This is a genomic window from Paenibacillus sp. FSL E2-8871, assembly GCF_038000345.1.
Taxonomy (GTDB): Bacteria; Bacillota; Bacilli; order Paenibacillales; family Paenibacillaceae; genus Paenibacillus_AQ.
This window is the reverse complement of sequence record NZ_JBBOBV010000001.1, coordinates 6698007-6722405: the sequence shown is the minus strand read 5'-3', so window position 1 is coordinate 6722405 and position 24399 is coordinate 6698007. Positions and strand designations below refer to the sequence as shown.

Here is a 24399-nt window from a genome sequence, read left to right as displayed (position 1 = left end):
CTTTCCTATGTATTTTGTTACTCCCATGTTTAGGAAAATCATATCAACCACAACTCACCAAATTCTCACAAATTGTCGGTTAATGCCGAACAAAAGAAAAAAACAGAGAGATTTCTCCCTCTGCTGTAACTTTTTTCATATAAATATTAGGTCAGATATGCAGCTACATAATCTTTAAACTCTGTTGAAGGAACCATTCCCAGCTCCGTACGATAAGCCGTCTCGAATTTTTCATAAAGCCGTGCAATCTTTTCTTTATTTCCGAGTTTGGCATAAATATCAATCATTTGCTGGTTCATTTCTTCATGCAGCGGATATAAGTTTATGAACTTTTCTAATCGTTGCTCGGCTTTATGCCAGTCCTGAGCAGCACAATCACTGCCCACTAGCAAACGAGTCCAGGTTGTGAAATGCTTGCAATATGCTTCCTCCAGCGATATCTTCCATAGATAAGGCTTTCCATCCAGCAGAGGCCCCTGATATAAGATACAAAGCCGCTCCATTTGCGTAGTCTTATGTTCTCCTTCAGCCATTTCTAAATGAAATCTTTGATACTCAAGAGCATCATAACTTTCATTTCCGGTCTCCAGCATATAACCATCATTCATTTTGCGGATTTCCATGCCGAAGCCCTTTTCTTTCAACATTTTCTTCAAAAGGTATATCGTATTATACAAATTGGATGCCCCTCTCTCATCCTGCATATCCGGCCATAACAAGTCCATTATTTTCCACTTACTGATATAACGACCTGCATTACATAGGAAATAAGCAAATAATTCTTCTGCTCTACGTGTTCGAAAATGAATGGGCTTACCTTCTGAATCGCAAACCTCAAATCCGCCAAAACAGCGGATCATAGGCCCCGTTTTCTTTGGCTCTAGGATCACCGCAGGTCTCATTCGTTTAACAAGTCGTTCAGTAACCCTGTTGATCGCTTCGGGAGTTATTGGCTTAAGTATATAATCTAGTGCACTAACCTCGAACGCTTCCAGTGCATAATTCTTGTAAGCTGTTGTAAATACAATTTCCGGTTGATGCATCAGCTTCTGAATTCTGCTTGCCAGCTCAATACCATTCATCTTAGGCATTTCAACATCTATAAACACGACATCCGGTTGTAAATCAGGTATGCACTCCAGTGCCTCTAATGGATTTGAGAAGGCCCCGCTAATGGTATAATCTGGATTACGACCGATCAGTACCTTCATCAAATTCAAAATTGGCTTCTCATCTTCAACAATCACTACACGAATCATCGTGTTTCTCCCTCCATGCCCCCAAGGCTTGCTGGTAAATACATTGTTACTTTGGTCCCGAACCCAAGGTCGGAATGAATTGTAAGAGTAGCTCCGGGAATAGCGCTTATACGCTTTCGAATGTTATGGATACCGATACTGCCATCCAACTGCTCATCTCCGGTTAATTGATATAGCAGATCATCTGGTATACCTATACCATCATCTTCGATGATAACTTTCATGTAGTTACCGCCTGCTTGAACCGTGAGTGAGACTCTGCCCTGCCCCTCTTTTTCAAACAATCCATGTCTGATCGCATTTTCGACAAACGGCTGAATACATAAGGAAGGAATCTCTACAGAACGCAGACCCTCATCCATTTTGAAAATAAAATCGAACCGCTCTCCAAACCGAGCTTTTTCAATCTCCACGTAGGCTTGAATTAGCTCTAACTCCCGGTACAAAGGAACAACTAAAGTGGAACGGTCCATGTCGAGAATATAACGAATGTACTGACTTAACATGGATAACAAGTAGGCGGCTTTCTCTCCATCTGTATAACAGAAAGAGATCACACTACTCAGTGCGTTATACAAAAAATGAGGTTTAATTTGCGCTTGATGAAAGGCATACTCATTTCGGATAGCTTCCTGTATCGATGTTTTCATTGCAATCAGCGTTTGAATTCTCGCAATCAGCGTTTCTCCATCAAATGGCTTGGTAATATAATCATTCGCCCCAGCCCTGAAGCCAAGTGCAATATCCGTTGGCGCATCTTTTACTGTAGCAAACAGAATAGGTAAATCCAGAATGGAGTAACGCACCCGTAACGTTCGGCACAACTCAATTCCTGAAATACTCGGCATCATGACATCTAATATGACTAGATCCACATTTGGGTATTGCTCCATTTTGTCTATTGCTTCATTCGCTGAAAACGCCGTAATTACATTGTAATGATGCCGTCTTAAAATGTTCAGCAGAATATGGATATTAGAAGCTTCATCATCCACAATTAGGATTGTATATCCACTCTGATCCACAATATCAAGCGAGGTCTGCTCAAAATGCGCGTGCTGTCCCACCCCTGTAGCTGCTACTTCGCGGTAGCCTGGGATCCGCTCGATTTTGGGCAAAGTGAAAATCATTCGAGTGCCTTGACCAACCTCAGACCAATCCACCCGAATCTCACCGCCCATCCGCTCAATTAGCTTCCTGCTAATATACAGCCCCACACCCATTCCTGTGTAACCATCTTGCGGAAGTGGTTTATCGACTTGTTCAAAATATTCAAATATGGCGGTATGCATATCAGGGGATATCCCAGTTCCTGAATCTTCGACCGTAACAGATACTGTATTTCCCTCTACATAAGCCTTTATGGTAATAAATCCTTTATCAGTATGCTTGATCGCATTGTGAACTAAATTGTACATGACTTGTCTTAATCGACTATCATCCGCAAGCACCCACACATCGGGTTCCACCTGATTATCTAATCGCACAGATTTCCCTGCGAGCTCAAACTGCAACACATCAAATACAATTTGTGAAGCCACCCTTAGATCAACCACTGTCTGCTGTAGTCGTAATTCTCCATGCTTCAAAAGACTAACATCAATCAAATCCTGAATGAGCATAGACAGCTTTGTAGAAGTGTCCTTAATTAACCAAAGATTCTGTTTCTGTAATGGATACAGATTATCTTCGCCATCTTCTAATAAAAAGGATGTCATATTCATAATGCCATGCAGCGGAGTTTTGATCTCATGAGAAGTGTTCATCAGAAATTCATCTTTAAGCTGGTTCGAGATTAGTAACTGACGGGACAGCATTTCCGTCTTATCATAAGTGTTTGAGAATCGTACAGCTAACATAATATTGAAGAAAACAATAAAACCAATGACTCCGCACTTACCCACCAAATCGGTCTGCAGAACATTTTCAGAGTAAAGACTTACATCTAAGAAAAAAATCAGGAGCGAAATCGCACCACCAATGAACAAAAATAGTTCTTTTCGATCCGTCGTCTGGCTCTGGCTGCGAACATATAAATAGATCATTCTGACTATGATTACCACCATAACGATTCCAAGATAGGTTACGAATAGATACTTCATACGAATGTGTACACCATAAGGGAGCACCAAAACCGATACAAGATACAGGACAAATGGAGACAACACAATCTTCATCCTCTTACTTGACATCAACCGGGACTCGACCGAGCAGTAAAACATAATAATGATAATCGAACCGACAAACTGGCTTATTTCCAATAGCTTGTAAGTTGATTCAAAAGGGAAATGGGGTAGTAACTGTTGAAATATCTTCTCTCCATATAGAGAATTGTTCAAAGAAAGAATAAGCAAATATAAACCGCTGAGCAAATAGGCCTTTTCTCTACGCCCAACGAAATAGAAGCTGAGATGATATGCTCCAAACATCCCCAGGATCAATATAATTCCAATGTCAGTACCCGTCTGAATACTGTTCAGTTTTGTAATATCCCTGTGCACGCCCAGTGGGATTGAATTCACGATCCCCCCAGTAATAAAGTTGAAGTTAGACACTTGAATTACAATTTCTATCTCTTGGGTATTAGACTGAAAAAATACCGTATACGGAGTATTCCCTGGCTTAAATGACTCACTTTCTGTTGAAGGAACCCCGTCCTCTCCTTCCTGCTTCCCATTGATAAATAACTTTTGAGACATACGGATACTTCTTATTTTTAAACCAAGAATCTCATCCGAATCTTTGACCAACACTTTAAGTCGATAGGTGCCAGCCCCTTTACGGTCCATTCCATCTTCTATGATCTTGCCTTTCCATGTGCCTGGGACAGATAGATATGTAGATTTCTTATCTATACTTTGCTGAATCTCAGATGGACTCAGTAATTTATTTTCATAAAACTCCCATTCTCCGTCTAGATCAACTAATCCCTGTTTCTCAAAGTCCCATCTCGACAAATCCAGTACGCCCTGCTTGGCCACCGGGGTATCTTGGTCCTGAATCGTTGGGGAAATAATACTTACTAATAGGGAAAAGGCAAGGATAAAAAACAACCCCATCCCAACTATTCCACGATATTTCATCGTCCTCAACCTTCAGGCTCCTCTCACCAGCGAGTAATTCTACCATTCTACCCCGCTGCTCTCACAAAAATCTCTCAAAGTCCCGCCTGTAAGTTACTTCCAGACACTGTAATTGTTTGCTGACGTTACTCAGTATAATCGGCACTTAGGTAGGCGTCTATCTACATTTCAAGCCTTTAATCGACGTTCAAACGCCTTTGGAAGGAGTAGCGTAGCAATCACACCTATAACTATCACCGAAACGATGGATACGGTCAGATGCAATATCGGTATACCAAAAATATTATAAGATACATATTTTTCGATTAAGGATGTGCTCATGATTACACCTGATGGCAAAAAATCTATCCAATCACCAACAACACCTGGCAGTGAGAAATAAGGCAACATGACTAAACATGCCGCTAGTCCAAGAGTACTTAGACTGCTCCGAAACAAAGCGGAGATCAGCGCAGTCAATAATAAAAGGCCACATGCTGCTAGCAAGGTTACGGCATATTTTAAGAGCATGCCCTGAAGCTGGGTTAAGTCATATGGGCTTTCTACAAAGTAACTATTCAAGGGCGCATTCCAACCCACGAAACCAAACGGCAAACAAGAAAACAATATACATACACCGTAAAAAAGTGTCACAAAGCCACCGGTTACTATAAATCCCGCTAACAATTTTGCAGTGACAATCTTAAGTCTCCCATTCTTACTGGATAGAATAAGAGAATCCATTCTGTAGTTTGCCTCACCGGAATATAGTGGTGCCAAAGCGAAGACTAAAATCAGACCTATCAGCATGTTGCCTACACCCGGGATTGAAAAAAATCTGTACAGAGATCCCCAGTCATTCGTCACATAAAATCCGGGCGGCCGAATCCCTTCCAGCATTGAAAGTCTTTTCGTAACATCCTTTAGTACATATGACCCTTGATCCTGCCTCTCCAGCAGAGCTTTCTGCCCTCTTAAATCGTTCAAATTTTTATTGAATAGATCCAGACTATAAGCCGAAGCTGCATAACGCTGCTCCAGAATTCGAGTCATTTTTTGCTCTTTAGATCCCACGCTATCCTCGGCATATTCTTCTTTAAGCCTTGGTGCGTATTTAAGAGCTAACTCTGGTCGAATCGGTCCCGTATGTGCAGCGATAACTTCGGGTTTTTCCTTATTTACAACCAACAGACTATTTGTACCGGATGGATAGAAGCTGATAAAATAGAAAATTGCAATCGCCAAACCTCCTGCTATGGAAATCCAGACTCTAAGAATCATGATTTTACGGAACTCAAATATAATCAGACGTCTCATGCGAATTATCCCCTCCGAAAGTAGTGCATATATACATCCTCTAGTGAAGGATTCACTAACCTTGCGTCCTCACATGGTGGATCTTTACTAACTACCCGAAGCGCTAATCCGTTATCTGTCTGCTGTACGTTAACCACAGTACCCTTTTCTTCGATTTGAGCGAGCATCCGTCCAGGGACATCTGCCTCCCAAACCTCCCCTTCCAAATCAAAGGTCAAGTCCTTAATCGTTCCTTGACGGAGTAGCTCTCCTCGCCCCATCAGAAGCACCTGCTTGGCGATATGATCGACATCGGAAACGATGTGGGTTGACAAAATAACAATACGCTCAGCTGAAATTTCAGAAATCAGATTTCGAAATCGCACGCGTTCCATAGGATCTAACCCTACCGTCGGTTCATCCAGAATGAGAATACTCGGATGATTAAGCAAAGCTTGAGCGATGCCGAGTCTACGCTTCATGCCGCCGGAATACTTTCCGCATTTTTTATCCATCTCTCCAGATAGATTCACCGTTTGAGCCAACACCTCTATACGGTCGCCTGCCTCCTTCTTGGACAGCCCCTTTAGAGCGGCAACATAATACAAGAAATCGCGAGCTGAAAAATGATTGTACATCCCCAGATCTTGTGGCAAATAACCAATCTGAGCCCGGTACAAATCCCCCATCTCATCCTTGTTCTGTTCATTCAGCAGTACCTTTCCACGAGTTGGATATAGAACATCTGCAACAATACGCATCAATGTCGTTTTTCCTGTTCCGTTGGGACCTAGAAGGCCATACACACCAGGAGACATAGTAAGGTTAATGCTATTCAAAATCCGCTTCTTGCCGAAATTATGCTCGATACCCTGCAGCTTAAGCTCCAATCAGAAACCCTCCTTTTCTCAGCATTCTGGATTGAAAGATCATAGCCACCGTAAAAATAGCTACTGACAGAATAGTGAGTCCCATCAATCCAAGTAATTGGACGGAGGTTGCCCAGTTCGCTACCACTTCTCCTGAAAAGAGAAGCATCCAAAAAAAAGGCAGCATGGAGAGCACAGTCGTCAGATGTCTAAAATTACGGATCTGACCAGACAATACTAACGCTGCAGCCCCATTGATTAGAATCGGAATGAACCATAACAGTGTCGTACGGAACACCAGTTCATGATCCCTTACTGGGAATGCCATTACGGTAACACAAAGGTTAAGCAGTATTGAAATCACACCTGCTATAAGGAAGCGTGCTTGTACATACTTATGCAGAGGGATTCGAAAGCTCCGTGCAAGTTCACCCATCCCACAGAGTATATTACGCGCCGTATGGGAGACGACCACCAGTAAAGGCATGCAACCCACAATAGACAAAATAAACATGGGACTGACCATCTCTGTAACGCTTAAAACTAGATATCCAATTACAAACAAGATCACGCCAAGTACAAGCTCTCTCCACCATCCTTGTGAAAAAAGAATCTTTATCTGTTGCCGAGCCGATAGAGGAACTGGAGATTCCTGCGCCGGTAAAGCTCGCTTGGAGCTTCTCCATCGATTCATTGCTTCTTCTGCAAAACCGTCAAGTAGCGGTGGTTCAGGAATATACTTAATATGAGTCACGATCTCATTCAGTTCCTCTGACGTCATCTCGTGCTGTAAATTCAATTTCATGTAATCTTGTTCATTACGTTGAGTGCTCATTTCTTTACTCCTTTCTTAAAAGGGTGGGATAAAGCATTTGGCTTGGTCTGCTTAAGTAGCTCACGTAGTTTCAATAAAGAGCGGCTCACCCTAGATTTCACTGTAGACTCCGGTTCATGGGTTATTGCAGCTATTTCTGTAAACGTAAATTCATATTTATACCTTAATAAGAGTGCATCTCTTTGATCATCTGGAAGCGAGCAGATTGCGGCGTATACCGTTTTAACCTCTTCACGAAGTAATATGCCTTCTAAAAAATCTTCGTCAACTGTGATCTCATCAGATATGCTTTGGTTCAACTCTGCTTGCCGAGTACTTTTACTGCGAAAATAGTCAATGCAGACATTTTGTGCGATTGCCATCAGCCAAGCCCGAAAGCTTCCGTGTTCATTTTGATACCTGTCGAGCTTGGCCCATGCTTTTTCATATACGGTCTGTGCAAGATCCCAAGCTAATTCATCATTATGTATTTTCCATCTGATAAATCGATAGACATCACTATAGGTATGCCGAATTAATAACTCCACTGCTGCTTCATTCCCTTGCTGTGCTTCTACGATCCATTTGTCCTCGCTAATTTCATTTCCCCTCCAATCTTTCACTCTACTACATATTACGAAATCACCTATGAACTAGACGCATCCTACTATGTACATTTTTACTAGAATCCATAATTCCACATAAAAAAGCCACCCAGAACATGGTTCTGACTAGCCTAAAATAAGATACAATCCTGATACAACTTACCTATCTACCCCAAGCATCTCCAGCCCAAGCCGTACACGAATATCTTCTGCATTCTCAGTTAAATAAAGAGCGTAAGCCTTTATAATCGGCGTGTCTAACTCACATTGAAGTTGAAATAGCTTCTGTTGATCGAGATAAGGTTGTGCTATAGATCGTGGTAGAAATCCAAAGCCTGCTCCTAGTAGCAGCATGTCCAGCATAATCATCGAGTGATCAGTCTGAAGTATAGGCACATAGCCGGCTCCAACGATACTAGTAAACCATTCCGGAAACGGACCTCCCCACTCTAAATGACAATACTGCCGCTGAAAAAAATCCTCCCTGCTTACAGGCGTTTCTCTTAATTGTGTGGAGACCAGAATAATCTCATCTTCAAACAGGAGATGTCTGGTCACCTTAGGATGTTCCGGCGGGTCATATTTAATAGCAACCTGGACTATTCCATCCAGTAAAAGATCACGTATCATATAGCTAGAATCAATATAACTTAGGAATTTGATAGCTACCTTGGGATGATCACGTCTAAATGAAAGAATATGCTGCAGGTAATAATAATGCCATACGGACCCGGGTCCACTCAAAATGATATATTTCTCCAGTTCTTCGGATAGAGTTACCTTACTCTCTTCAAACAAACGAAGCATCCGCTCAGCATATGGAACAAAAGATATCCCTGCCTGCGTTAAGCTAACATTCCGGTTATCACGAGTAAAGAGCACCTTGCCCACGGAGTTTTCTAAAGCTTTTATTCTTGCAGTAACAGCGGACTGGGAGATATGTAGATGTTCTGAGGCCTTGGTGAAATTTCGAATTCTGCATACCGCCAAAAAAGCTTCTAATTGAGATAAGTCCATGGATAACACCCTCTATGATTCAAAATATTAATGATTAAGATCTATAAAATTCGTTATACAAATTATATGTATTCAGTTATGATTTCGCTATATTTTTAAACTTATAAGTGCTGGAGGAATTTATATGGTTAGCAATGTCAGAATCGAACAATTATTTACGATTAAGGAATCTATTAATGAGCTTTCAAAGCTTCTAATACAGGTGGTGGAGGATGGAGCCTCCATTGGTTTTTTACCACCCTTAGATCCGTCAGACTCTACATCATATTGGCACAATGTTTTGGCGCCCGATGTGATTCTTTTTGTCGCAACAATGAATGATATTATCGTGGGAAGTGTACAACTACATTTATGTACAAAAGCAAACGGAAGACACCGAGCCGAAATCGCAAAGCTAATGACACACCCTAATTATCGTCGTAATGGTATTGCTCGTTCTCTTATGGAAAAGGCTGAAGAAAGAGCTAAGCAGGAAGAACGATCGTTATTAGTGCTTGATACAAGAGAAGGCGACCCTTCCAACCTCCTCTATACTTCAATGGGCTACATACAAGCTGGACGTATTCCGAGCTATGCGATATCAGCAAATGGTGAATTACATGCCACGATTTTTTATTATAAGGTTATCGGCTAGACAATTATAAAACACCAAGTTATAGTATTGATAATACTTTTAATAACCATTTTCAAAAGTCTAGAGGTGAATAAAATAAACCAAATCGCAAACAATTCTATTCGTGTTAAAAAGATAAATCAGGAGCTCATCAAGCAAGCCTTGAAATCGATGAAAGAAGGAACCAAATCAACGATTGCAACCGCCACCGGGTTAAGTATTGCCACTTGCGGAAATATTCTGAATGAGCTTATGGAGACAGGTGAAGTCATTGAGACGGAGCTGGAGGCTTCGAATGGAGGTCGGCCGGCCCGAAGATTCATCTATAATGCCGATTTCTCCTACATCGCATGCATCTATGCCAAAATTGAAGATGGCCAACAATCCTTAACCTATGCAGTAACGAATTCTGTTGGCGAACGTGTAGATGATGGATATATCAAGGCTGAGAGTATTGACGCTACAACCATTGATCATTTAGTAGGCACACTAATTCAAGCCTATAACAACATCAAAGCCGTTGGCATTGGAATCCCGGGACTGGTTCACCGAGGCGTCATCAATATTTGTGATATCGACACTTTAATTCATGCTCCCTTAGAGTCACTCCTCAGAGAGAAATACGAGGTTGAAGTCACAGTTGAAAATGACATGAATCTAACCGTTTACGGATTCTATAAACAGCAGGATTACGAAGAGGATAAGACCATCGTCGTGTTGACCTTTATCAAAGGTGCCTTTCCAGGTTCAGGGATGATGATCGACGGGCATATCCACAAAGGCAATACTAGATTCGCGGGCGAAGTCTCATTTTTACCGTTTGGAATCTCGCGTGACGAGCAATTCATTCGTTTGGGGCAGACAGAAACGTTTATCCCATTGGCAGCTCATACCATCGCTTCATTGACGGCAGTTATTAACCCTGAGACGATTGCGCTCACAGGTGAACAAGTTAGACAAGAGGATGTGCCACATATCTATCAAAGTTGTCTGGCATTCATTCCAGAAGAGCATATGCCTCATCTAATTGTGCTGGATCACCCTGATGATTATTACATGGACGGATTAATTGCGATCACGCTGGAAAGCTTGACCTATTCGTTGCAGCTGGTTGAGAAGCGCCGGTAAGTATTTTTTATGACCCTAACATTTGCATTATGGATTGGATCTAAAACCAACAAGAACTTCAGGAGGAAATACGAATGGCAACAAACAAAGAGAATATGATTGCAGGAAAGCTTTACATGGCTGGTGGAGAAGAATTAGCTAGAGATAGCAAAAAATCCAGAATGCTCACTCGTTTATTTAACAATACGACGGAAGAACAAGGCGAATATAGAGTAGAATTACTTAAGCAATTATTCGAGTCTACGGGTGAATCGTTGCATATTGAGCCACCTTTCCGCTGCGATTATGGCAGCAATATTACCGTCGGAAATAACTTTTACGCCAATTTCGACTGCATTATCCTGGACGTAGCAAAAGTAACGATAGGTGAGAATGTTCTCTTTGGACCTAGAGTAAGTGTATATACCGCTGGCCACCCCATAGATGCGGACGTTCGTATTAGTCTGCTCGAATTCGGTACACCGATTACCATTGGAAACAATGTCTGGGTTGGCGGAAATGCCGTTATCAATCCCGGGGTAAATATCGGCAACAATGTAATCATCGGCGCAGGCTCCGTCGTGACTAAAGATATCCCTGACAATGTAATCGCAGTGGGGAATCCTTGCAGAGTGCTAAGAGAAATTACAGAGGACGATAAACAACACTGGGAGAAGCTTAAAGAAGAGTACTACAGAGACATCGAGCAATAAAGATACCCGATTCTGGAGGTTCTCACGTTGAAAAAGCGTTTTGGCGGATTTAATAAGGTTTATGCCATGCAATTGGCAACGATCTTTTTGGGGTTTATTGTGTTTGGGATATCGGAAAATATTAAAGGGCCAGCCATTCCAAGAATTCAGTTTGACTTCAGTCTGGACGAAAAGCAGCTGGGTACCCTTCTATCCCTAAACGCACTAGGTTATTTGATCGCCTGTTCCTTCACAGCTGTATTGGTTCGTAAGTGGGGGATCAAGGCTGTCAGTATTATCGCTTTCGCATCCATGATATTCTCTGGCGTTCTAATTTACATCTCCCATAGCTATCCCCTCTTCTCGGCTTCATACTTCCTGATGTATATTGGAAACGGAATGCTTGAGATTGGACTTGCCATTCTGGGAGCACGTATCTTCGTTAAAAATACCGGGACGATGATGAACTTATCCCATTTCTTTTACGGGTTTAGTTCCACGTTAGCTCCACTAATGGCAACAGGGCTGATGACAGTAAGTATATTCGGTCATACTCTGGATTGGCGCGGAATGTATCTAATAATGCTTAGCTTATCTTTACTGCCTATACTATTTGCCTTACGGAGTACTTTTCCAGGTGACGATCTTCCACATGAAGACCGTATTCCCTTAAAAACGCTTGTCCGTGACCCTGCTTTATGGCTAATGGTTCTTATCCTTTCCTTCGGAGTAGTGTCGGAGCTTGCTGTAGGCGGATGGCTCGTAAATTTCCTTGAAAAAGCATACCTGTGGGATACGGTTACTGCATCTGGGATGCTGTCTACCTTCTTTCTCTGCTTCTCGTTAGCAAGGCTCCTGCTGGGGCCGGTTACTGATAAGATTGGATTTAACCTATCGCTTATCATCTTTTCAGCCTTCTCTGCCCTGTGTACGTTTGCCGCAATTTTGGGTGGAGAAAAGCTCGCATTTCTATTTGCCGCTGCAGGAATCGGGATTGCGATGATTTATCCTACTGTTATGGCTTTTATCGCCAAAAGATATCCACATGGTAGCGACACCGCCATCACATTTACAGTCACGTTAATGGGAGTAGGTAGCGTAATTGGCAACTATGCTATAGGTGCTGTGATCGAAGGCGTGAAGCGGCTTTACGGTGCAGAGACGCAAATAGGTTTATTACGCGGACTTCAAGCCGGTTATGGTTTTATCGGATTATGTGCAGCGATATGCGCGATATCCGGTTGTATTCTATATCGTTATTTACATCGCCGCCAAGAACTTATCTAACCTCATCTATATTACTTAACAAACCTGTCGATTTAATCGGCAGGTTTTTTGGATTTGAACTATAGCTTCCCTATATGTGCTGCACTGTACGATAAGCTAAGATCATCAGTTGATGGACTAAGCGATCTGCAGCCCACTCATCAGCTCCAGTATTTTTCTAACAATTTGCTCCTCTTCGTTGCACACCTTTTCCGTTGCCAATTCACCAAGCTCTGTGTGTTCTCCAACACATACCGAATGAGCGGAATGTCTAAACATTTCTATGTCGTTAGCATCGTTACCAAAAGCAATAAATTGCTGCATTTCTACGCCTAATTGTTGTAATCCTGTCCATTTATTTATACCTTTAGGGCTAATATCAATAATGTCCTCTTGACCATGTCTATAAATCACAACAGGTAGTCTATGTAATTGATCTAATAACTGTTCCCCGTTTAGGCTTCTCAAAATAACTACTTTCACAAGCTCATCCAGCTCAGATGGACTTACATTTTTGGCGCGTTGTTCTGGATCTACATTTCTTCGAATGGGATGATCATCAGAACCCGAGTATGCATAATCCCAGTGACTGTCAATCAAATAAGCTGCATTAAATTCTTCTATTAATTTCAAGAGGATGTCCGAAGTTTGCGCTTCAAAATGTATCGTCGAAATAACCTCTCCGCCTTTTGCAATAAATGCACCATTCCCGCCAACCATTGAAAAATGGTGCATATGTGCAGGCAACACAGGCAATAAATCACGAATAGGCCGGGCTGACGCAAAAATAACCTCATGACCTTTTTCAATTAGAGTATCCAAGGCTTGTACGATTCGTTCACTCAAAGGTTTGCCGCTAAAACATATGGTTCCATCTAAATCAAAAATAAATTTCATCATCTGTATCCTCCCCTTTTTATCTATAATAACGAGTTCGTATATAATAGAAAGGACCGATGTCCAAAAAGGAGTACGCAATGAAAACTATTCAGGATCCAAATCTTATAGCACATTACATTACCCAATTTAATCTAAATCAAGTATTTACGATATCAAAACATGCTTTAATTCAGTTACGTGTCTATGAGCAGAATGAAATCATTTTGCATGAGGGGGATGAGCTGGACGGAATTTATTTTCAAGTGGAGGGGCGTACTAAGGTCTCTTCTAGTGTGGGAACGGGAAAATCCTTGTTATTACGGTTCTGCTCACCCTTGTCATTATTCGGGGACATTGAATACGTGCAGGAGGTTGTGGTCCAATCCCAAGTGGAAGCGGTACAACAAACCTCTCTCTTATTTATCCCGAAACAAAAGGTTGAGTCTGACCTAATGGATAACCATAGCTTTAAAGATTTATTGCTGAAACATCTTTCTTACAAGCTTCTAACCTGCACATCCGCATCACGGACGAACTTACTAGGCGCTGTCGAGGAAAGGTTTGCAAGTTATCTATTAACGATACAGCTCCAACGGGAGTTTGGAAAAGAAATTCAGACACCCTATATCCCAGATATAGCATCGTTAATTGGGACTACTCCCCGCCATTTAAACCGTGTCATTCAGCGACTCACCGACATGGAGATCTTATATAAAGTTAAGCAAGAAATTGTAGTACTCGACTGGGATCGTTTGGATGAAATGTCTAACGGAATAAGATTTGAATAACCTAAAAGCCCATCATTTAATTGAGGATAAAATGATCGATGTCATCATAACGGATATCGATCTTTTCTCCGTTTCTTTTGACAAGATTTATATACAGAGGAGCTGTATCAACACTTCCGCCACCAACTAATACATGGTAGTCATCATTGATTTCATATTTGCGGATGTACAAACCTGAACCGACGTCTTCAAAGGGATAATCTTCAAAATCCTTCCACGACAACGCCTCGCCTTGCTGAGCTAGATCCCGTACTTCATCCATTGACAATATCGCAGCTTTTTTATCATTACAGGCTGAAAGTATAATCGTCAAAGCAAACAATACCAGCATTATCAAGTTACGCTTACTTCTCATTCATAAACCTCCCAACTCTATATTTTGTTATTTATAGGAAAATATAAGGTAATAATAACATAGCTTAGACTAGATGTTAAAAAGGAGTAAAGCCCTTTTGGGGGTGCTTTACTCCTTTTTAAATCATTAATTGGGAGGGATATTGGATGGGCCCGCAAGCTACGACACCGGAAAATGAATATAAAAAAACAGGTCAATCATGGTGGTATCTGACCATAATCGACCTGCTAGACGTAACGCTATTGCGTTATTTAAGTTATAAACCTAAGCATTGCCGTGCGTACAAACAAAATAGTAAAAATCTTTATATAGGTAATATATGAGATATATGTGTCATTGTTTGAATGATGGATTGAGTCGGCAAATGATTGATTCCCCTCGAGTTTAGACTCTTTTACTCATCATGATCTTCATCAAAGATAGCTTCAAACTCTTCATCGCTATAATTTCTATTGCTTGGTATATGATAACGTTGAGGTATCCCGTTATGATCTAGCACATGATCAACAGCACCGTCTTCATCAGAAACAACGAAAGTAATTTCGTCATCACCTTCATAATCTTTAGGAGTTATATCCGCCAAAACAAGCCACACACAACCCTTAATTCTATAAAACTCATTATAAAATCTAACAGACTTTTCTATATCATCATTTATAACTCCATACAGTTTAAACTTATCCTTATAATCTCGAGCTATCTTCAAAGCTTGGTTAGCTGTTAGATTAGTATTTATTCTTTCTTGCATTATTCATCAAATCCTTTCCAATTCGATAAAGGCCATTGTCCGTTCCTTAGTTTGAATATATATCTTTGTGCTTCATATATTTCTTCAATACTAAATTCACCTTTATTTTTCATAATTTCTCTATAAACATACTCTTCCTTTTCTAAAGTCGTTAATTTCATATAATTTTCTTTTCCAAGTTCACCATAGTGCTTAGCGTGATAAGATTCATGAACTACACTTAAGTAAGAAGCATCAGGTCTTAATACGATCTGTCCAGTATTTGGATTGAAACCTCCCACAGCCTTTTCAGGTAGAATAGTTCCCTTCTTATCCATAATAACTTTTATATTATTTAAATTCATTTCGCTTTTAAACTTCTTTATGTCTCTGATACTCATAATTCTTAATCCATCAGTGGTTAATTTATTTTGTCCACTAACAGGCATTTCTTCCCATAATTTAAAATCAATAGTCTCTTGCACTAGATCTATTTCTTTTGGAAGCTTTGGCTTTAGCAATCCGCCTTCTGTGGATAATAAAGATTTTTCTACCGGACCATACAACAGAGTTACCATTCCCAGACTGTTGAGCCAATGATCCGCTGACCATGCTTCGTCTGGATTAAATGCTCCTTTCGCCATCTCCACTGTTCCCAGTGTTAACCAATCCGCAAACTTCTCCTTTGAATCAAACATATGCTCTGATCGATCTTTGGCTGCTTCATATATCCCGACCGGGATATCTCCTGTTATCCCTAATGTTAACCAGTTGAAAAAGTCATAGGGGGAGTCTGTGGCCTTATCCGCACGAGTTCTTAATGTACCTACAAAACCCGTTCCAATCTCTTTAAAACTGTCTATCGATTTATAAAAGGCATTTTTAGAATCCTCGGGTTTTGCTTGATCCTCCGGTTTATTCTTTCTAAACAGATTATAGGAATCCAGTTGGGCGACTGATGAAGTCAATTTTATAACATCTCCCCAAGCCTTTCCACCTTGGTTTGTCATCACGTGTACACACAGACTTACTCCAGTAGCGATCATCTGTTTCATGGTGGTTTGAATGCCTTCCAGTTGGCCTTTTGCCCAGGCTCCCTTCTCCCCTTTTTCCATTGCCGTCCGTAGTAGTAACTGATACGCTTCATTCTGCACTAGTGGTACGCTTCTACTAGTGATAGACGGATCATAATCACATGCCTTAACCGCTGGTTTCTTAAAATAAGTGCTTAGATCCTTACCCGCCTGGTACTGGACCTCGTCTATACCCAAGGATTCCAGCTTCTTGCGTGCCTCTTCCGCTAGCTTATGCATTGCGTCCATTTGAGTCTGATTTCCAAACGCCTGATATACCTTATAGGCGGTTTGCGCCTTCGCGATCTGATCCCGCGCCAGGTAGATATCCTTCAGCTTGCTTTGCGCGGCTATGGAGTCGATCGTTCCCAATCCTGAATTTTTAACAGTTGCTTGGAGCTTCTGCACCATAGGATCCCTCTTCAACTCATCCCAACCCATCAGAGTAGCAACCGAGGTGATCAGATTCGTGACTGCTTTCTGAGCCGTCGTCGGGATAGAAGAATTCCCTATTGCACTTCCGCCCCCAAACCTATCGAACATACCCCCAAGAACACCGAACTGCTGAAAAAGTTGATTTGCCTGCCGCTTATTCTCATCCTGTGCGCCTTGAACACCTTTTATCGCGCCTCGAATGATGTCTTCCAATTTTTCCGCTTCTACCGTCAGTTCGTTGATAAGCGTCTGAGCTCGTATCAAATCTGAACCCAGCGGAATACCACCCCAGTTATTGGTCTGACCTCTCAGCTGCAAGTACAGCCGGTTGGTATCTTGGCTTACCAGTCTGATTGTTGTCTGCAGGCGTTCGACTTCATCTTCTTTAAATACCATTTTGTCCAAAGCCATTTATGACCTCCAGTTCTTACACTTAGACCATCCAATGCACTACTTTTTTCGACCCCTCAGGTCTTTATGTATTACTTCATCTTTAAAAACTTAAGTATTTGGAGCGCACACCTAACCTATATATCGGCGTAACTTCCCAATATTTTACTTTAAATCCTTTCTTTTATTTTTTTAATTCTAATCACTGCTGTAAGAATAAGTAGATAGCAAAAAAACAGGTCAATCATGGTGGTATCTGACCATAATCGACCTGTTCTATGTAACGCTTTAATTAAATTAAGTTATACCTATCAGACTGTTCATGTTTTGCCATTCGTTTCTTCCTCCTTTGATTTTGGGCATGCAAAAAAAGCTCATTCCTAGTCTTGATTCAAGTTGGAAAGAGCTTTGAAAGTTTATCAAGCATTTGTCAAGTTTTTAATTGTTTTAGTTTGTTGGTTGTATTGTACGATCTTGTTGTTGGAGCTGTAAAACCTCACAAGCTAGTTTTTAGGATTCTTATAACACCAATCCGGGTCATACGGTAGCGACTTTAATTTTCTCATATCCTCCCAACTGTAAACCCAATTGTAACCACCCAACCAATAATATTGTTTGGGATTTAATTTTAAGTATTCATAAACAAAGCTAAAAAGCAACTTCTCGTTTTCATACACATCCTCGATACAACCAACCTGATTTAAGCTCAGTGATGGATCCAATCCTGAAAATTGTCCGTTATTATAAAACTCAAGTCCATCGTTCTTAACTCCATCAATATATATTAAAAACTTATTCTCATCAGTATCTGGATTATGCATAATACTTATAGTTGTATATTTGAAGTGATTCTCTTCGGTAAAGTACTTTTCATTTCTGTAGTAAAGCATAGCGTCAGAATGAAACGAGGCTAACATTACTGATGATAGTAAATTATCTGGTGAATATGTGTCTCTTTCAACTAAAAAAAATGATGAGGTTCCCATTTACTATAAAACTCCTTTCAATTCTTCAAGTGAGTTTACTACGATTGCACCCATATTCTTAATCTTACTCAATTTTTGTAATTGTTCAGGCGCTAGATTAACTAGCGGCTCTTCAATATACACAATAACTTTTTTATTTTCTGGATTCAAAAAATCTTTGTGATTTGTATTTATATACTTTTCAATTTGGTCCACTTTCAGAGCACCAACAGAAGCTTTTACTTCAATAATTTCATCTTTTGTCAATACATCAAAATCTCCGGCTGGTGTTTTATCTGCCCTCTGAACCTTTTGTCCAAACCTGTAACTTCTTTTTGTTCTGAAACAAATTTTGCAACTTTCCCCTCTGTCGCTTTACCTATATTAAGACTATTAAGGAATGTTTCAATATCACGACTAATATTTTTCGGATGTTGATCAACCCAAGTTAATTCGTTTCCTGCTGGGTTCGTATATTTCATTTTATTTCCGTCCTTAACTACGCTACCAACATTCGCAGCTTTTGGCGTCCCCTCAATCTTACCACCTTTCACATCCCCAAACCCATTCATCTCATTTAAATAATGCTCCTGCACAAATGTTTTGGGTAGTGGATTTGAATCCATGGAGATCTTACCTACACTGAAAGGCACACCTTCTGGCGTGCTTAATAATGGCTTGAATTTCGGGAGTTCAGCCAAGTGACCGGAATTCTGAAGGACTTTATTAAGGTCCTTCACGCCTTCCATCGCTTTAGTGGCAAAATCTTGTACCCCATCGACCACTTTTCCTGCCTTTGCACCCTTAGTCACAGATAGCCCCGGTACCACTATAGAAGCCACTGCACCCAGCATGGAAGCCTTTTCCTCCGGCGTTCCCTCATTAAAGTTTTGATACATCTTCTTCGCTGCTTCTGCCAATACTTCTGGATGTTGCATGATATAAGATGCTGTATCTGCCATTTCCTGTGTCGTCTTCTCCGGGTCTATGACAAAATGGAATGTAAACGTCACTGTATCCACTACACCCATAACGGTTTCCTCGATAAGAGATCCTACAAATGCCCGCGTAACCGCATCCGCTTGTACTACTTTTTTCCGCCATTCGGTCATTCCGTAGGTTGATTCCAACCACGAATAATATGCCGATAACGAATTGGTCTCGTTAGGTTTTAATACATGCGCATTAAAATAGTTGAGTGTTATCTCATTTTTATTGTTATATGCGGTAATCGGTGTCCCATCTGGAAGCTCCATCGGCGGAATATTCAGTCGTTCCCCTACGAGTTGGCGCTTAGCCCAGGCTCCCTGATCTCCTGGTTCCATCGCCATTCGGAGCATTAGCATATACGATTCATTCTGAACTAATTTAGAGGGCAAGGTGGCTAGCCTTACAACATTACCTTATCTGTATATGTTGACTGGTCGTCACCAGATTTCTTTCCTGCACCGTCATCATCGTTGCAAGTGTCAGTTATGTTACAGACAAAGTGCTACTCTTTGCATAACAACATTACTATAGTTGTCGTGCTATCCATCTTGAAAGGTTCGTTTTTTTATTTCTCAATATTACTATCGTTATATGGTATTTTACAGTTGCTAGTAATTTCGAAAAAACCGCAGATAACAAAGGTAACAAAAAACAGGTCAATCATGGTGGTATCTGACCATAATTGACCTGTTCTATGTAACGCTTTAGCGTTAATTAGGTTGTAAATTATCAAGCATTATTGTGCGTACGAACGAAATAATGAAATCTTTATATGGGTATTACATGGGTTATATGAGTTACTTATTAAATGATGGGTTCATTCGAAACTGGGTAGTTCCCACCGAGGAAAAAAACTTAATAAGCCTAGGCTAATCAAGGTCTACAACGTAATTAACATCCTAATACACAAAATCACAAATGGATTTTCGAAAGGAAATCTTGGAGCATTTTCTTTACTGGTACGCTAGCAATGTGTAATAAGTCATTTACACGTTCGAGTATCTTTGGGTTATCTAATATCATTTTCTTAATTTCTTCATTTTCAAAACTTCTTAGTGTATCAATACATATTTCGAATAATTCCTCATCATTCGTACTGAGCAATGATAATAAAATGTTGAATTCATTTACATTGCACTCATTATCCAAACAATACGCTAATTTTCTCTGCCACTCTATAGGTCTATTATGCACTTGATTAGATAAATCAGCCCAATCACTTGGGTTAAACTCCGAGAGCATCTCGCTTGCAATGACACAGCCATCATCGTACCACGAATCTACTGTTGTATCAGCAGATAGAAGGTTATCTAGTTCTTTGTACATATTTGATTCCTCCATTTTGAATTAAAAACCTGATGGGCGAGACGCATTTATCGTACCTGTTGGATAACCACTTGTTACATCATCACCAACTTTAATTACATCAATTTCTACACCTTTTATAGTAGCCCTATGCCAAGTTGCTCCATCCCTTAATCTTGTAGAAATAGTAGGTGTATTACCAACATCAGTTATGTTCTTGAGAATTTGTTCATCACTCCAAGAATCTGGGAATAGGGTACTCTTTTTTAGTTTGGAAATATTTCCGTCGTCGAACTGCTTTGTAAAAACTACATTTTTTGTACCATCAGCATTAGTTGATACTACTTCAACTGCGAAATTATCGTTAGCATTGTTAATGCTTGGCGAATGTCCTCCTATTAAATCATTCTTTGGAATCTTTCGTTGGCCTTCCAATATCTTAGTTTCCATTTCTGGACTTATTACAGTCTTAGGTGGTGGAACGACTTTACCAAAATCACCCGTCCCCTAAGTTGTAATCTTAAACTCTACTAAAGGAAAGGTGATAACTTTTTTACCAATTACCACCATTATATCATCCGGCTTTGAGTTCCGTTAGAGGACTCGCCGCCCTGTATTCTGTTTTGTTCTTCATCATGCTGTATATGATGTTCACAAGCCTTCTCATAACGCATATAAGGGCTTGTTTCTTGGTTTTCCCTTCTGCTAGCTTTCGTTGATAGAACTCGTAGAACAAGGGATTACGCTGTCTCTTGCTCTTTCCTTTGGCTACTTGGATTTGTTGTACAGCAAGGTTGTGGAAGATACTGTTCAGTACCCGATTACCTTGACCGCTTGCTTGGTCTTTGCCTTTGCCACCCGAACTAAAGCGTATCGGTGCGATTCCTGCAAATCGAGCTAGCTTGTCTGCACTGGAGAAGCGGTGAATGTCTCCAATTTCAGCAACCAGTTCTGACGCTGTAACCACATTAATACCGTCCATCGATTCTAGCTTGTAGTCAGTTTGGGCAAGTACTTGACGAAGATGTTCCTCTGTTTGTTTGATTAGTTCTCTACTTCTTCTCATGTCATGAACCATGTTGACGATGAGAAAGTCTCTGTATTCTTGGAAATCCCTTTTCGTCTCCCCATCCTTCTTAACTAGTTCAAGTATTTCTTCTGCCTTACGGGTAGAACAAGTATTGTTACTTGCTTTACGTAGATAATCCGCTAGTTCGTCAACCCCCACCGTTAACGCTTGATGAGGTGCAGGATACTTCTCCCAAAAAGCAAGTGCGGCTTTACCATCTATGTCACAAAAGAACTTCTTATAGGACGGATAGTGATAGCTTAGTTGTTGGTGCATTTGGTTCTTTAGTCCACTGGCATGTTTGACGATAGAATTACGTTTTGCTACCAGTTGCCCGATTGTCCAGTAAATATCCTGTGGATTCGCATCAGGCAGTTCATCAAGCCTTGCAAGCAACACTTTGGCGAAGCAGACCGCATCCCAACTATCACTCTTCTGTGTAGTTGCATTACTCATACGTTCATTGTACGAGAGGGCAGAGTTGACTTCTTTTACGACTTGCTTATTTTCGACTAAGTGAACGGCTAAGGCTCTACCATTGCCGCCCGTATCTTCTAACCCATACACAGGGGTCAAGCCTTTTGGACATTGCTTCTTGACGAACTTCATCAACTCATCGAACGCTGTGGACTTATTCTCAATTTTAATTTCGCCTAACCGCTCATTCCAACAGTTAACGATAACTGCGGTATGGTTGGCTTTATGTAAATCCAAACCGACATAAATATGATTCTGCTTGTAGTGTGTCAAAAGGATTCACCTCTGTATACGGATTCTGTCGTGACTTGGGTAAAGAATAGGGGCAACCTCAGTTCGAGCGTTAACCTTGAATGCATAGACGAGCAGTTATCGAAGATAACGACCTGTCTTTCGGTTCGCAATGGGACGCAAGCCTCTCTATTCCATTCCTAGTTGTCACAATATAGCTTCATGTAAACCAATGGCTTCTATATCTCCATAGCGGTATGTGCCACTATAAAAATTACGTTTATCTAAGATTCGGTTGATTTGTACTTTTGTAAACATACTGCCTTGCCCAGTCGTAAAACCTTCTTCATTCATAGTTTCTGCTATTTGAGTCAATGACCATGCCACATGCTGTTCCTTTATTTCAAACACTTTTCGGACAGTTTGTGCTTGCCTCTCATCTACTTGGATGCACTTCTGACCTTTCTTTGCCTTGTAGCCAAATGTTGCTCTTCCACCTGCATAGCCGCCCTGTTGGGCTTTCTGGTTACGACCTCTTCCTAGCTTCAATGCAAACTCCAAGCGTTGGTACTGATCAAGCAGTTCCATAAGCCCGTTAATCAGGAAGTCATTCGGGTCTTTCTTATGTATGCTGTAGGTCGGCTGTTCAATGCTCCGAACGTCCACCCCATGCTTCTTAAACTCTCGATGCACCAATACATTCACAATATCAGACCGCCATAAACGGCTTGTATTGAGAACAATAACTGCATCAGTCGTAAACTCGACTGTATCCGGCTACTTGTCTTTGATGCTTCTTATTGGAGTAGCGAGTACCTTGCCAAGTGTGCATATTCCGCCCTGTAAGTGATAAAGTGAACAATTCTGATATAGGTAACGGAATGTCAAACGCCACATCACATCGTACAAATAGGATTTCTCTGGCATTGTCCCTTAATGGCTTTAGCCAAGAATGGAAATGAACTAGGCTATCTGGATGGCACTCTATTCTTAGCGTATTCTTTCTCGACTTTGGAACGAAGGTCAGTTGATATGAAATATGTAGGTAATGCCCACTGTCTCTAACATGCAAATGGTACTTAAATCCTTTTCCCTTCAAACTCAAGGAAAAATTTAGATACTGACGTAATCTTAACTTAAAATGATTAAAGAAATCCCAGTAGATGTCCGTAAACTCGACTACAATGCGATCAATCGAAACTTGTACGTCTTTCATGTTCAGCCCCCAACCGAAATTTTAACGAATTTCGGACTATATTAGAGGGCAAGGTCTAGCCTTACAACGTTGCCTTACCTTCATATGTTGACTGGTCGTCACCAGATTTCTTTCCTGCACCGTAATCATCGTTGCATGTGTCCGTTAAGTTGCGGACAAAGTCCTATTCTTTGCATAAACCTTCACTATAGTTGTCGTGCTATCCATCTTGAAAGGTGCGATTTTTTTTCTTTCTCAGTATCACTATCGTTATATGGTATTTTACAGTTGCGAGTAATTTTGAAAAAACCGCAGATAACAAAGGTAACAAAAAACAGGTCAATCATGGTGGTATCTGACCATAATCGACCTGTTTTATGCAACGCTTTAGCGTTATTCAGGTTATAATTGTCAAGCATTATTGTGCGTACAAACGAAATAAAGTAATCTCTATACGGGTATTACGGAGGTTAGTGAGTCACTGGTTGAATAAAGAATCCATTCGGCACTGGGTAGCCCCCACAAAATAATAACTTCAGTGTAGGTATCTCCTCCTCATTACCAGGAGATTTACTTATTAATATATCTGGAATACTTGGGTTACTCTTTTTTAATTTGAAAATTTGAACCTTAGTTAATGATCGAGTAAAAGAAATGCCCTGAGTGGAGAAGTCTGTATCTAAGAGTTTTTTGTACAAGTTTGTAAGAAACTCTTTCCAACCTTTTAAGGGAGAATCCAGAACTACATCTTGCGAATCTAGCAGTCGATAACCATCAGCATTATAAAACAGTAATAACCCTGTTCCAAAATCACAATATTGGTTATCTAGTATAGCTTGTGGAACATCCAATCCACTATTCCAGTTATAATTGGCTGAAATAATATGAAGAAACAATGTGTTAGTTATATTTTTGATTTC

24 protein-coding genes and 1 pseudogene are annotated in these 24399 nt (G+C 40.7%); 6 read left to right on the top strand and 19 right to left on the bottom strand.

The genetic code is table 11. The features are described 5' to 3' along the window. Positions 1-146: 146 nt before the first annotated feature. The 7 genes from NYE25_RS30060 to NYE25_RS30030 all read right to left on the bottom strand — a co-directional run bounded on the left by NYE25_RS30060 (position 147) and on the right by NYE25_RS30030 (position 8922). Positions 147-1259 (bottom strand): response regulator, encoded by a 1113-nt coding sequence (locus NYE25_RS30060; RefSeq protein ID WP_341147586.1) that lies wholly within the window; start codon positions 1257-1259, stop codon positions 147-149. Continuing rightward, positions 1256-4342, bottom strand: a complete 3087-nt coding sequence (locus NYE25_RS30055; protein ID WP_341147808.1) for a hybrid sensor histidine kinase/response regulator — start codon at positions 4340-4342, stop codon at positions 1256-1258. Before NYE25_RS30055 ends, NYE25_RS30060 begins: the two co-directional genes overlap by 4 nt. A gap of 168 nt (positions 4343-4510) precedes the next feature. Further along, positions 4511-5638, bottom strand: a complete 1128-nt coding sequence (locus tag NYE25_RS30050) for a hypothetical protein (RefSeq protein ID WP_341147585.1) — start codon at positions 5636-5638, stop codon at positions 4511-4513. Positions 5639-5643: 5 nt separating this feature from the next. Next, the gene (locus NYE25_RS30045; protein WP_076301124.1) at positions 5644-6507 is read right to left on the bottom strand and encodes an ABC transporter ATP-binding protein; all 864 of its coding nucleotides are present in this window, start codon (positions 6505-6507) and stop codon (positions 5644-5646) included. Continuing rightward, on the bottom strand, positions 6497-7321 hold the full coding sequence (locus NYE25_RS30040) for a hypothetical protein (RefSeq protein ID WP_339269924.1): 825 nt from the start codon (positions 7319-7321) through the stop codon (positions 6497-6499). The genes NYE25_RS30045 and NYE25_RS30040 overlap by 11 nt, the downstream gene beginning before the upstream one ends. Continuing rightward, positions 7318-7923, bottom strand: a complete 606-nt coding sequence (locus NYE25_RS30035) for an RNA polymerase sigma factor (RefSeq protein WP_339269922.1) — start codon at positions 7921-7923, stop codon at positions 7318-7320. Before NYE25_RS30035 ends, NYE25_RS30040 begins: the two co-directional genes overlap by 4 nt. A gap of 141 nt (positions 7924-8064) precedes the next feature. Next, a complete protein-coding gene (locus NYE25_RS30030) occupies positions 8065-8922 on the bottom strand; it encodes a LysR family transcriptional regulator (RefSeq protein WP_341147584.1) in 858 nt (285 codons plus the stop codon). Positions 8923-9046: 124 nt separating this feature from the next. On the opposite strand from NYE25_RS30030, the gene NYE25_RS30025 reads away from it, so the two are divergent. From NYE25_RS30025 to NYE25_RS30010, 4 genes are all read left to right on the top strand, one after another. Further along, on the top strand, positions 9047-9556 hold the full coding sequence (locus NYE25_RS30025) for a GNAT family N-acetyltransferase (RefSeq protein ID WP_076301127.1): 510 nt from the start codon (positions 9047-9049) through the stop codon (positions 9554-9556). A 150-nt stretch (positions 9557-9706) separates the two neighbouring features. Further along, positions 9707-10663, top strand: coding sequence for an ROK family protein (locus tag NYE25_RS30020; RefSeq protein WP_341147807.1), 957 nt, complete (start codon positions 9707-9709; stop codon positions 10661-10663). Between the two features lie 74 nt (positions 10664-10737). Next, a complete protein-coding gene (locus NYE25_RS30015) occupies positions 10738-11355 on the top strand; it encodes a sugar O-acetyltransferase (RefSeq protein WP_076283349.1) in 618 nt (205 codons plus the stop codon). 66 nt (positions 11356-11421) lie between these two features. Further along, positions 11422-12621, top strand: a complete 1200-nt coding sequence (locus NYE25_RS30010; protein ID WP_042193534.1) for an MFS transporter — start codon at positions 11422-11424, stop codon at positions 12619-12621. A 117-nt stretch (positions 12622-12738) separates the two neighbouring features. On the opposite strand, the gene NYE25_RS30005 is transcribed toward NYE25_RS30010, so the two are convergent. Beyond that, positions 12739-13497, bottom strand: coding sequence for an HAD-IIB family hydrolase (locus NYE25_RS30005; protein WP_445667191.1), 759 nt, complete (start codon positions 13495-13497; stop codon positions 12739-12741). Between the two features lie 80 nt (positions 13498-13577). On the opposite strand from NYE25_RS30005, the gene NYE25_RS30000 reads away from it, so the two are divergent. Next, positions 13578-14267 carry a Crp/Fnr family transcriptional regulator gene (locus tag NYE25_RS30000; protein WP_076283350.1) on the top strand — a complete coding sequence of 230 codons (690 nt, stop codon included), beginning with the start codon at positions 13578-13580 and terminating at the stop codon, positions 14265-14267. 16 nt (positions 14268-14283) lie between these two features. Here NYE25_RS30000 and NYE25_RS29995 read toward each other — a convergent pair whose 3' ends face one another. Further along, positions 14284-14622: a hypothetical protein gene (locus NYE25_RS29995; protein ID WP_341147582.1), complete on the bottom strand. Its 339-nt coding sequence runs from the start codon at positions 14620-14622 to the stop codon at positions 14284-14286. A gap of 146 nt (positions 14623-14768) precedes the next feature. Between NYE25_RS29995 and NYE25_RS29990 the strand changes: the two genes are divergently transcribed. Then, entirely contained in the window at positions 14769-14945 is a 177-nt protein-coding gene (locus NYE25_RS29990) for a hypothetical protein (RefSeq protein ID WP_179085880.1), read from the top strand. Between the two features lie 71 nt (positions 14946-15016). Here NYE25_RS29990 and NYE25_RS29985 read toward each other — a convergent pair whose 3' ends face one another. The 10 genes and pseudogenes from NYE25_RS29985 to NYE25_RS29940 form a co-directional block, all read right to left on the bottom strand. Continuing rightward, entirely contained in the window at positions 15017-15370 is a 354-nt protein-coding gene (locus NYE25_RS29985) for a hypothetical protein (protein ID WP_081383105.1), read from the bottom strand. Beyond that, positions 15370-17268 (bottom strand): zincin-like metallopeptidase toxin domain-containing protein, encoded by a 1899-nt coding sequence (locus NYE25_RS29980; RefSeq protein WP_341147581.1) that lies wholly within the window; start codon positions 17266-17268, stop codon positions 15370-15372. Before NYE25_RS29980 ends, NYE25_RS29985 begins: the two co-directional genes overlap by 1 nt. Positions 17269-17750: 482 nt before the next feature. Continuing rightward, entirely contained in the window at positions 17751-18233 is a 483-nt protein-coding gene (locus NYE25_RS29975) for a hypothetical protein (RefSeq protein WP_076287109.1), read from the bottom strand. Between the two features lie 3 nt (positions 18234-18236). Beyond that, a complete protein-coding gene (locus NYE25_RS29970; protein WP_076287108.1) occupies positions 18237-18479 on the bottom strand; it encodes a hypothetical protein in 243 nt (80 codons plus the stop codon). Continuing rightward, on the bottom strand, positions 18476-19558 hold the full coding sequence (locus NYE25_RS29965) for a hypothetical protein (protein WP_341147580.1): 1083 nt from the start codon (positions 19556-19558) through the stop codon (positions 18476-18478). Before NYE25_RS29965 ends, NYE25_RS29970 begins: the two co-directional genes overlap by 4 nt. A gap of 556 nt (positions 19559-20114) precedes the next feature. Beyond that, a complete protein-coding gene (locus tag NYE25_RS29960; protein WP_076287058.1) occupies positions 20115-20528 on the bottom strand; it encodes a hypothetical protein in 414 nt (137 codons plus the stop codon). 21 nt (positions 20529-20549) lie between these two features. Next, positions 20550-20957, bottom strand: a complete 408-nt coding sequence (locus NYE25_RS29955) for an EndoU domain-containing protein (RefSeq protein ID WP_076287059.1) — start codon at positions 20955-20957, stop codon at positions 20550-20552. Between the two features lie 124 nt (positions 20958-21081). Beyond that, positions 21082-22326 carry an IS110 family transposase gene (locus NYE25_RS29950; protein ID WP_076287060.1) on the bottom strand — a complete coding sequence of 415 codons (1245 nt, stop codon included), beginning with the start codon at positions 22324-22326 and terminating at the stop codon, positions 21082-21084. Between the two features lie 165 nt (positions 22327-22491). Beyond that, positions 22492-23037, bottom strand: a pseudogene (locus tag NYE25_RS29945) (recombinase family protein); the annotation flags it as partial. Positions 23038-23949: 912 nt separating this feature from the next. Continuing rightward, positions 23950-24330 carry a DUF4274 domain-containing protein gene (locus NYE25_RS29940; RefSeq protein WP_341147579.1) on the bottom strand — a complete coding sequence of 127 codons (381 nt, stop codon included), beginning with the start codon at positions 24328-24330 and terminating at the stop codon, positions 23950-23952. Between the last annotated feature and the right edge of the window lie 69 nt (positions 24331-24399).